This is a genomic window from Eikenella halliae, from assembly GCF_001648475.1.
Classification (GTDB): domain Bacteria; phylum Pseudomonadota; class Gammaproteobacteria; order Burkholderiales; family Neisseriaceae; genus Eikenella; species Eikenella halliae.
Map to the genome: position 1 here is coordinate 204478 of NZ_LXSQ01000007.1, position 11320 is coordinate 215797.

Annotated in this window: 6 protein-coding genes; all 6 read right to left on the reverse strand. The window is 58.9% G+C overall.

The window, feature by feature from the left end:
* Positions 1-35: 35 nt before the first annotated feature.
* Complete coding sequence (dnaE, locus tag A7Q00_RS03205; protein WP_064089194.1) at positions 36-3467, reverse strand: DNA polymerase III subunit alpha; 3432 nt, start codon at positions 3465-3467, stop codon at positions 36-38.
* 207 nt (positions 3468-3674) lie between these two features.
* On the reverse strand, positions 3675-4781 hold the full coding sequence (locus tag A7Q00_RS03215) for a porin (protein WP_064089196.1): 1107 nt from the start codon (positions 4779-4781) through the stop codon (positions 3675-3677).
* Positions 4782-5190: 409 nt separating this feature from the next.
* Positions 5191-7503: a DNA internalization-related competence protein ComEC/Rec2 gene (locus A7Q00_RS03220; RefSeq protein ID WP_064089197.1), complete on the reverse strand. Its 2313-nt coding sequence runs from the start codon at positions 7501-7503 to the stop codon at positions 5191-5193.
* A gap of 300 nt (positions 7504-7803) precedes the next feature.
* Positions 7804-8211, reverse strand: coding sequence for a bacteriohemerythrin (locus tag A7Q00_RS03225; RefSeq protein WP_064089198.1), 408 nt, complete (start codon positions 8209-8211; stop codon positions 7804-7806).
* Positions 8212-8466: 255 nt separating this feature from the next.
* The gene (locus A7Q00_RS03230) at positions 8467-9312 is read right to left on the reverse strand and encodes an OmpA family protein (RefSeq protein ID WP_064089199.1); all 846 of its coding nucleotides are present in this window, start codon (positions 9310-9312) and stop codon (positions 8467-8469) included.
* Positions 9313-9401: 89 nt separating this feature from the next.
* Positions 9402-11320 (reverse strand): YadA family autotransporter adhesin (locus A7Q00_RS03235; RefSeq protein ID WP_218915554.1); only part of this gene is annotated, 1919 nt, incomplete at its 5' end.

The window sequence follows — 11320 nt, forward strand, 5'->3', positions numbered from 1 at the left end:
CTGAAATCGCTCCGGCCATCCTTTTCAGGTAGCCCCTACCAATTCACGCCCACCTGTCGCTCGCCTAAGAGCGACACCAGTTCTTCCAAGAGTTCGGTGGTCAGGCAAGGCTGCCAGCGGCTGTCGGGGATGAGCTCGCCGCTGGCTTGGCCGTTGGCGTAGTGCAGGCGCAGGGGGACGCGTTTGCCGTCACCGCCGCGTTGCAACAGTTCGGCCAGGCGGGAGATGTTGTGGTGGGGAGCGAGGTGCAGGGTGAGGGCGCGGGCGTAGTGGCTGCGGGCTTCCTGCAGGGTGTAAACGCGGTTGGCGATGATGCGCAGGCCGTCTTCGCCGCCGTAGTCGTCGCGGCTGATGCGGCATTCGGCAATCAATACTTGGTCGGCGCGCAGGGTGTCGCGGCCGAGCTGCTCGAGCGTTTCGCCGCTAACCATCACTTCGGCTTTGCCGCCGGTGTCTTCCAGCGTGATGAAGGCGATTTTGCCGCGCTTGCCCACCATGCTGCGGATGGCGGTGGCGAAGCCGGCCACGCGCACGTTGTCGTTGGGCTTGAGCTGGGAGAGGCGGGTGGGGGCGAATTGGCGCACTTCTTTTTCGGCCGGGCCGAAGGGGTGGCCGGAAAAATAGAAGCCGATGGCCTGTTTTTCTTCGGCCAGAAGCTCGGCTTCGCCCCAGGCGGGTACATCGATCATTTCCAAGGGGGCAATCGCGTCTTCCACCATATCGAACAGGCCGCCTTGGTTGGCATTTTCTTCCTGCTGCTCGGCGTTGCTCATGGCCAGGTCGATGTTGGCAAGCAGGCGGGCGCGGTTGGGCTCGATGCTGTCGAACGCGCCGCCGCGCACCAGGGCTTCGATGGTGCGGCGGTTGATGTGCTGGCGGCTCACGCGCTCGCAGAAGTCGAACAGGCTCTTAAACGCGCCGCCTTCTTCGCGTGCGGCCACAATGGCTTCCACCGCGGCTTCGCCGGTGCCTTTAATCGCACCCAGGGCGTAGCGGATGCGGCGTTGGGCGTCGGGCTGGAAGTGGTAGCCGGAATGGTTGACATCGGGCGGCAGGAAGCGGATGCCGTTATCGCGGGCATCGTCATAAAACAGCTTGAGCTGGTCGGTGTTGTCCAACTCGCTCGACATGGTGGCAGCCATGAATTCGGCCGGATAGTGGGCTTTGAGCCAAGCGGTTTGGTAGGCCACCAAGGCGTAGGCGGCGGCATGGGATTTGTTGAAGCCGTAGCCGGCGAATTTTTCCATGTAGTCGAAGATTTCATCGGCTTTTTCGCGGGCAATGCCCTGCTTGGCCGCGCCTTCGGCAAAGATTTCGCGGTGTTTCGCCATTTCTTCTGGCTTTTTCTTGCCCATGGCGCGGCGCAATAAGTCTGCCCCGCCGAGCGAATAGCCGCCGATCACCTGCGCGGCCTGCATCACCTGCTCCTGATACACCATGATGCCGTAGGTGGGCTGCAACACGGGCTCGAGCAGCGGGTGCATATATTCAAAGCGTGCGCCTTTCATGCGGGCGATGAAATCCGGAATCAGATCCATCGGGCCGGGGCGGTAGAGCGACACAAAGGCGATGATTTCTTCCAGCTTGGTGGTGTTGGCCTGCGCCAGCATCTTTTTCATGCCGGTGGATTCGAACTGGAACACCGCCGTGGTGTTGGCCTTGCGGAACACTTCGTAGGCTTGCTGGTCGGTGAGGTCGATGTGGTTCACATCGATGCGCTCGCCGGTGGTTTGCGCAATGAATTCCTGCGCCATTTCGATGATGGTGAGGTTGCGCAGGCCGAGGAAGTCGAACTTCACCAGCCCGATGTCTTCCACGTCGCCTTTGTCATACATGGAAACGGGCGAGGCAGATTCGTCGGCCTGATACACCGGGCAGAAATCGGAGATTTTGCCCGGCGCAATCAATACGCCGCCGGCGTGCATACCGAGGCCGCGCGTGAGGTCTTCCAGCTTTTTGGCCAGCTCCATCAGCTCTTCGGCCTCTTCCTCTTCCAACACCTTGGCGATCTCCGGCTCGGCCTCCATCGCCTTTTCCAGGCTCAGCGGCTTGTTGGCTTCCAACGGAATCAGCTTGGAGAGCCGGTCGCACACGCCGAACGGCAGCTCCAGCACACGCCCCACGTCGCGGATCACCGCTTTAGACGACAAAGTGCCGAAGGTAACAATCTGGCTCACCGCCTCGAAGCCGTATTTTTGGCGCACATATTCAATCACGCGGCCGCGGTTGTTTTGGCAGAAGTCGATATCGAAGTCGGGCATCGACACGCGCTCGGGATTGAGGAAACGCTCAAACAGCAGCGCATAGCGCAGCGGGTCTAAATCGGTAATTTTTAAGGAATAAGCCACCAGCGAGCCCGCACCCGAGCCGCGCCCCGGCCCCACCGGGCAGCCGTTGTTTTTCGCCCAGTTGATGAAGTCGGCCACAATCAGGAAGTAGCCCGGGAAGCCCATCTGCACGATGGTGCCCAGCTCGAAATCCAGCCGCGCCTGGTATTCCGGCAGCTTTTGTTCGCGTTCCGCCTCATCCGGATAAAGCGCGGCCAGCCGTTCGCGCAGGCCTTGGTTGGATAAGTGGGCGAGATAGTCGTCCAAGCTCATGCCATCGGGCGTGGGAAACTGCGGCAGGAAGTTTTTGCCCAGCGTGAGCGTGAGGTTGCAGCGCTTGGCGATTTCCACCGTGTTTTGCAATGCCTCGGGCAAATCGGCAAAACGGGCGGCCACCTCTTCCGGCGAAGCAAAATACTGGCCGGCCACAAAATCGCGCGGGCGGCGTTTATCGGCCAGCACCCAGCCGCCGGCAATGCACACGCGCGCATCGTGCGCCTTGAAATCGTCGGGGTTTAAAAACTGCGCCGGATGGGTGGCCACCACGGGCAAGCCCAGCTCTGCCGCCAATTTGAGGCTACCTGAAACCGAAGTTTCCCATTCCGGTTTTTCAGGTAGCCTTTGCAGTTCCAAATAAAAAGCATCGGGAAACCATTGCGCGTATTTCTGCGCGGCGGCGCAGGCGGCGCTGTCATGGCCGTTCATCAGCTGGCGGCCCACTTCGCCCAAATGCGCGCCGGACAGGCAGATCAGCCCTTCGTTGCCGCCTTCGGCCAGCCATTGCGGCTCCAGCTCGGCGTGGGCAACATTGCGATCCGTGCCCACATAAGCGCGGGTGAGCAGCTCGCACAGGCGGCGGTAGCCCGCTTCGTTGCGCACCAAGAGCATGGCGCGGAAAGGCTGCTCGGGGTTTTCCGGATTCGCCACCCACACATCCGCCCCCACCACCGGCTTGATGCCCGCGCCGCGGCAGGCTTTATAGAATTTCACCAGGCCGAACGTGTTCATCAAATCGCTGATGCCCAGCGCGGGTAGGCCGAAAGCGGAGGCCTTCTTCACCAGCTCTTTGATGCGCAAAGTGCCGTCGGTAATGGAAAATTCGGTGTGTTGGCGCAGGGGGATGTAGGCGGGGGCGGTCATGTTTCAGGTAGCCTGTGGGGCGGGGAATGCGGGGGCGTATTGTAACGCATTGGGGGAAAGGCTGCAGATTGGGCTGCGGGCGGTTGGAAGACGGCAGGTGGGCAAGGTGGGTAGTGCGGTGAGAGGAGGCTGCCTGAAAGCGGCAAGGCAAAAAAAGGGGCTTGCGCGCGGCAAGCCCGAAGAGAAAAGGAATGGAATGCGGTTGCGTTAGAACTTGTGCACGAGGCCGGTGCCGATGCCCCATTGGTTTTCATACGGGTTGCGCTTGCTGACACGGCTGCGGACATAGCCGAGGGTGGCGAGGGCGGTGGTGCGGCGGGAGAAGGCGTAGTCGGCGCCCACTATGGCCTGCATATAGCGGCCGCCATCGCCTACTTTCCAGCCGTTGCTGAGGGTGCTGCCGCTGGATGTGCCGTAGGCAAGGGAGATTTTGGGCGTAACCGCGCCAAACGAATAGGCGGCACTGATGGCGGCTTCTTTCAGGGTGGCGTTGTAGGGGACGTCGTAATTGGTGCCGCCAATGTTGATGGTTGCTATGCCGTACACATCATTAATGTAGGTATTGACCTGTCGGGTTACGTTGCTGGGGGCGCCGAAATACGGATACACGTTTTTGGCGTATTGCAGGCCGAGGGCGAGGTAGAGGTTGTTGGCGTCGTAACCGCCGATTAGGGCGTGGATATGGGCATCTTTGCCGCTGTGGCGGTCGTGGCCGCGCATGGCGTATTCGAGGCCGTATTTGGCGAAGAAGCCGCTGTTTTGATAATTGAGGCCGAGGCCGAAGGCGGGATTGTGGTCTTGGGTGCGGCTGTTGTAGAGATTGTTGCCGGGTGCGACCATCAGAGAGAAGTCAAAACCACCCCATTCGGGGGATTGGTATTGCAGGCTGGTGTGGCGGTTGGCGGAATATCGGCGGAAGTATTTGAGTTGCATGGGAAAGCCGGAATCGCTATCGGAGGCTTCCCATTGGTTGAAGCGCTCGGTGGCGCGGTAGAGCGGTGTGGCTTGGTGGCCTAAGGTGGCGCGGCCGAAGTTGCCTTCAAAGCCGATAAAGGTGTCGCGCCCGCCGGAGAGGCCGTTGCCGTTGACGGGGGCGCGGGTTTCAACCTGCCAGATGGCTTTCAGGTCGCCCCCGAGATTTTCGGAGCCTTTAAAGCCGATGTAGCTGCCTAAGTCTTTCACGCCCCAGGATTTTTCGTGGTCGAAGCCGCGGTTGAATTCTACGCCGGCGCTGATTTTGCCATAGAGGATTACCTCGGCAGACGCGCTGCCGCAGAGGGCGAGCAGGGATAGGGCGATGAGTGTTTTTTTCATTTGGTACTCCTAGCTTTTGGTTGGAAAAGATACCGAGAACTGCGGCGCGGGCGTTTTAACCAATAATTGCGCGAAAACGCTCGGCGGCAGAGAAATGCACTAACGGCGGAAAATGCGCCCCGTACCAATCGGTTGGAATGCGGGAGGCATCGGGGGAGTATATTATTGATGGGGGGTTAGAGGCAAGGCTCAAATGGGGTTGGTTAAGGTTTGTGTGGCGGGCGTGGGCGGGGTTTCTTGGGCGGAGACGCCCCCACCCTGCCCCTCCCACGCGGGCGGGGGAGGGGATTAGATGGTTGGTTAAGGGAAAGGCTACCTGAAAAATGGCAATACACCCACCACGCTGTCATTCCCGCGCAGGCGGGAATCTTTTTGGGGCTGCCGCTTCAAGCCAGCCCTCTCCGCCGCCTCACGCCCCCGCACCAAACGGCTTCCTCTGCCAAAACTGCTTGGGCTGTAACTGCGGCACCATCTCCCTCCCCGCGCCGAGCAGGAAATCCATCTGCCCCTGCCGAGCTGTGGTGTAGAGTGCGATGCGGTGGGCGGAGAGGCGGTGGCGCACGATGGCGGCGGGGTGGCCGTAGGGGTTGGCGAAGCCGTTGGCCGCCACCGCCACTTCGGGCGCCACCGCGTTCAGATAGGCCGAATCGGATGAAGAACGGCTGCCGTGGTGTCCCAGCACCAATAATTGGCTGTGCAGCGAATCGCCGTATGTGCCCACCAGCCAGCGCTCGCCCGTAATGCCCAAATCGCCGCCCGCCAGCACGGCCTGGCCGCCCGCCAACACGCGCAACACACAGCTTTGTTCGTTGTCGTCGGCTTCGGGGTTTCGCGGCGGGGTGAGAAATTCAAAATACACGCCGTCCCATTCCCACGAGGTGCCGCCGGCGCACCATTGAGCCGCTTCGGCATAGGCTTCCGGCTGGCCGGCATACAATTTGCGCGGCGCAAAGGCTACCTGAAACGCCGGGAAGCCGCCGTCGTGGTCGGCATCGTGATGCGAGAGCACCAGCACATCGGGCGGCGGCAGCCCCTGCGCCAGCAGGTTGGGCACCAGCTGCGTCTGCGCCGCCCCTGCCGTGCCGGTGTCGAACAGCAGCCAATGGTTTTGCGTGCGCACCTGCAAGGCGAGCCCCTGCCCTACGTCCACAATCCGCACCGCCGCCGTGCCGTGCTCCGGCGCGGGCGTGCGATACAGGCAGGATGCCGCCAACACCAGCGCCGCCCAAGGCCGCAAGCCCAAGCCGCGCGGCAACAGCCACACCGCCAGCGCAGCCAACACGGCCAGCCAAAACAGCGGCGGCAAATGCGCCAGCGCGCCGGTGGGCACCCAACTGCCCGCCCACACCACCGCGCCCATGGTGTATTCGCCGATGGCAGCCGCCATTTTCAGGTAGCCTTCAAACGGCAGCAACACCGCCAGCAAAGCCAGCGGCACCAACACCCAGGAAAACCACGGAATCAGCAGCGCATTGGCGAAAGGCGCGGCCAGCGGCACGGTGCCGAACACCTGCCCGGCCTGCCAAAACCCCAACAGCGTGGCCGCATATTGGGCGCGCAGCGCGGTGCGCCATTTGCCGGAATGCTTGGTCGCATGCAGCCAGCCGCCTTCCGGCGCATCGTCATCCGGCATGACCTCCAGCCGCCCTTGTGCCACCCAAATCAGCGCCGCCACCGCGCCGAAGGAAAACCAAAAGCCCACGCCCAAAGCCGAGAGCGGGTCGAACAATAGCACCGCCGCCAACGCCTGCCACCAAGCCCGCCACGGCGCAGGGCTGCCGCGCCGATACCATTGCCAGGCAAACACCGCCAGCATCAGCAAACTGCGCTGAATCGGCACGCCGAAGCCGGCCAATGCCGAATAAAACAAAGCCGCTGCCAAGCCAGCCGCCAAATACCAGCGTCGCGGCTCGGCCAGCGGCAGGCGCAGCAGCAAAAGCCGCGCCAGATACGCCGCCGCCAGCGCCACCATGCCGATGTGCAGCCCCGACACACTAATCAGATGATTGATGCCCAACACGCGAAACGCCTGCCAATGCTCATCCGCCAGCCCGCCGTATCCGCCGCCGCCCAAAGCCCGCATCAGCGCCGCCCCGTTCGGGTAGCTTTCCGCCGCCTGCTGCCAGGCCTGCTGCCGCTCGTAGCGCCAGTTTTGCCAACGCGATTGCCAGCCCGTGTCCGGCGGCAGCTCCACCCGCTCGCGGGCTGCCGAAGTCATACCGTCGATATGCTGGCTCAACGCCCAAGCCTCGCGGTCGAAGCCGTTTTCATTGCGTTCGCCCACCGTAGGCCGCACCCGCACCGTCATCCGCCAGCGGCTGCCCGGCCGCCACTCGCGCAAATACCGATCGGTTACCAGCAGCCGAACCCGCTCCCCCGCCTCCGTTTGCGCCCAAGCTTCAAACCGCACCGACTGCGCCGATGCCTCCGCCACCGAGGCTACCTGAAAATCCAGCCGCACCCGTTGAAACTCCGGCTCCGCCGGCCACTGCTGCGATAGCGCCAGCTGCACCCTCCACACGCCGTAAAGCAGCCCGCACAGCAGCCACCACGCCCCACGGGCGCGCCGGAAACAGCCAATTAGGGCGAGCAGCAGCGCCGAAGCTGAAGCAACGGCAACAAAATGTGCTGCCGGCAACAAAAAAGCCAGCAGCACACCCGCCACCCAACAGCACAAACCGCCCAAACGCATAGCTACCTCATTGTGTTTATTCTTTCTCATTATATAGTGGATTAACAAAAATCAGGACAAGGCGGCGAGCCGCAGACAGTACACACGTTACGGCAAGGTGAGCCAACGCTGTACTGGTTTTTGTTAATTCACTATAGTTGATTAAAATAAGAAACGAGACAAGGCGACAAGCCGAAGGCGGTACAACCAGCAGGGCAAGACGAACCAACGCTGCAACTTTCTTATTCAATCAGCTATAGATTGCCTTATAGCAAACCCCTGCCGGAATGGCAAAATTAATAAAGGCTACCTGAAACCGTTTCAGGTAGCCTGCTGGGAAATCTGCCCGGATTAAGAGCGGATACCGGATGCTTTCACGCTGTCGATGTAGCCGTGGTCGTTGATGCGGATGTGGCGGAACAGCCAACCTTCGCACAAACCAATCACTTCTTCCAAGGCCTCCTCATCACCGTTGTGATAGCGGGCTTGCAGGGTATTCAAACGGGTTACGAAGTTTTGATGCACTTTCCGGTGCTGTTCCACCAGACGGTATTGCGCCTCTTCCAGCATCATTTCTTCATAGCTGAAATGTTCTACGGTGTAGTCGATCAGATGTTGGAATTCCCGTTCGATACCTTCCTTGTCGTTAGCTTCTTTGGCATCATACAGTTTGTTAGTGTAATCAACCAATTGACGGTGCTGTTCATCGATATCCTCAAATCCGGTATCCAAATCAGAAGTCCAATATACGAAAGCCATTATTTATCCCTCATCAAGTAAACAAAAAATTGATTGCCCCGGCAGCTGAACTCCCTTGCCTGGCAGCAACCTTCACATAACCGAAAATCTGCCGGCCAAATCCCGACAGGTGGAGTGAAACAGAAATGTAATCTATCTGTTTTCAAGCAAGTATTATGCCAGCTTCCAATCCAAACGTAAATAAACCTTTCTGCCGAAACAGGAAGGTTTATTTATTGTCAAACAGTATACTGACAAAGCTGCCGGCTGGCAGGCTTAGCGGCTACCGTAGCCGTCTACCTGGATTTCCACGCGGCGGTTGGGTTGCAGGCAGGCAATCAGCTGATTGCGGCTTCCATTGTTGTCGCACTGCTTAACCGGCTGGGTTTCACCCATGCCGACTGCGCGGATTTTGTCAGCCGGCAGGCCTTGGGCTGCCAAATAACGGCGTACGGTTTCGGCACGCTGCTGCGACAGTCTTTGATTATAGGAATCTGAGCCGAGGTAGTCGGTGTGGCCGATTATGGTAATGCTGTTGAGCTGCTCAAAGTTTCTCAATTTATACGCCAATTCATTCAGCTCTTCTCGGCCGCGCAACTGCAAATCCTGCTCGCTGCTGCGATCAAATGCAAACAATACGTCGGCACTCAGTGTATAGCGGTGATATTGTTGCTGCTGAGCAGGTACGGCAGGCTCTTGCAACTGTGGCGGACAAGTGGCATGTTCCGGATCAACAGCATGCCAGTAGGTTTCATTACTGAACATATTTCTATCGAACAGTACTTTGAACTGACAGGTGGTTACGCCGTTGGTACCCTGCCCTGGGGTGTGGAAATGGAACAGGTAGTTCCATTCGCGCGGACGCCACATTTCGCCGTAGTGCGGGCGGCCGAGCAAGTAGTACAGATCATCTTTGGTCAGACCGGCCTTCACTTGCCTTAAGCTGCCCAAATCAGGGAAAGTGCCACGGGTTTTATTGAAGGTTACCCGATCCCACTTCGGCCACACCGGCTGGTCGGTAGTGCCGCTTGAGCTGACTTTAGTTAAAGAAGAACAGGCAGACAATGCCACAGCGGCTGCGGCCACAACTGCGGTACGACAAACTACTTGAGACAATTTCATAATTTTTCCTTTGAATTGGTTTATCCTGGAGAACCCGGTGAGGCTACCTGAAAACTCTATATCCAGATTTTCAGGTAGCCTCTTTTAGCTTACCACTGATAGCCTGCACCGATAGAGGCACCAAAGTTACCACGTGAATTACCGCTGCCGGTAGCTTTGATGATCCAGTTGCCGCTGTCGGAAATCGTGGAGAAACCAACAGCATAACCGGCTTCACCTTTGTAGTAACCGCCGCCTACGGCCACCATGTTCTTACCAGGCAGATAAGCCTGCGGCAGACCGGCAGTGGCAATGGCTTGAGCCACACCTGCATTGGCAGTATTGGCCACATCGTTAATCTTAGCATCTAAAGCAGCGATATTGGCATTACCTGCACCATGAATAGCACCCAAAGCTGCGTTCAACTGACTCACGTTTACCGCGTCCGTACCGGCTGTACCGTCGGCAACATTGGTAATCTTGTTGCCGCCGTTATTCAAACCGCCGGTAGTGAGGCTTACGGGGTTGCCACCGCCTGCTGCCGGAGTGATGGTCACGCCGCCGCCGTTGGTAACGGTTTGGTTGCCGGCCGCATCGGTAGCGGTAACGCTGGTTACGTTCAGGTTCGGGTTCAATCCCAGCTGTACGCCGCCGTTTACGGTAGTGCTGGTGATGTTGCTGTCGCCTTTCACGTTGATGGTGTCACCCAGCTGGTAGTTGTTGCTACCGGTAGTGCCGCCGAAGTTAATGCCTTTGGCCACGTTTTGGTTGGTGGCGTACAGCTGGCTGCCGTTTACAGCTTCGGTGCTAGTGGCGCTCAGCGTACCGGGGGCTACGTTACCCAAAGTAACCGGGCTGCCTGCAGTACCGCCTACCAGGTTCACTTTGTTGCTCGGTGTAGTAGTAGGATTGCCTGCAGTATCGGCATAGGTCATCGGGGTATCGAACTTCACAGTGGTCACACCGTTGGTGGTGCTGACATTCGCTACAGTACCTTGGCCGTTGGCGAAGTTGATGGTGTCGCCGTGGGTCACGAAGTCTTTGTCGGCACCGTTACCCTGTACGGTAAAGCCTGCGTTCAATACGTCGTTAACGGTCGCAGCGTTGTTGCCTTTGTTGTTGGCAGTCAGTGTGGCACGATCGTTGTTGGCCGGATTGGTGGTGGCTGTAGCAGTATCAGCCAGGTTGCTCTTCACGTTGGCCAATGTGGTCGGTGCAGTGGTGCTGCCAGCCGCATTCTGCATGCTGGCAATTACGTCGCCGGCGGCTACTTCGTTACCACCTGTCGGTGCATCATAGAATTTGCCGTCGGGTTGTTTGTACACCTTCGTGCCGTCGGCTTTGGTGTACACCACCGGGGTTTGGGCGTTCTGTACAACAGACTGAGAATCCAAAGCATAGGTATAGCTTTGGTTACCATTGCCATCCAATTCCTGTTTCACGGTCAAACCGTCACCGGCTTTCAGCGTCAGGGTGCTGCCGGGTTTGGCAGTAGTAGCGGTAGAAGTACCTACTACGTTACCGCCGGCGTTGATGTTGAAGCCACTGTTGTTGATGGCGTTGGCAATATCACCTGCAGTAACCAGTTTATTGGCATCAGCACCGGTTGGCGTAATTACCTTGCCAGCGGGATTGCCGCCAGTACCATCGCCTACGTTCAGCGTAGTGGTATCAGCTGCTACCGTGTAAGTCGTGCTGCCGGTAGTTGCATCCACGTTCGGGGTAACGCTAATACCGTTGCCAGCGGCTACCTTGCTAGTAGCAGCAGCCTGCGCTGCTTTCAGCTGGTCCTCAGTCGCACCGCGTCCGCTGGTGATGTTGTTCGGATCCCACGTTTTGTTGGTCAGTCCGGTTACGGTACCGGCATTGCCGTCGATCTTAACCGGGTTGCCGCCGGTGGCCGGGCCTACGGTGATGCTGTCGGCCAGTTTGAAGCCCACTTGGTTGTCGGTTACGGTGGTGACGATGTTGCTGTCACCTGTGTATTTAACGGTCTCGGTCAATTTAACGGTGTCAGGCGTACCGTTAT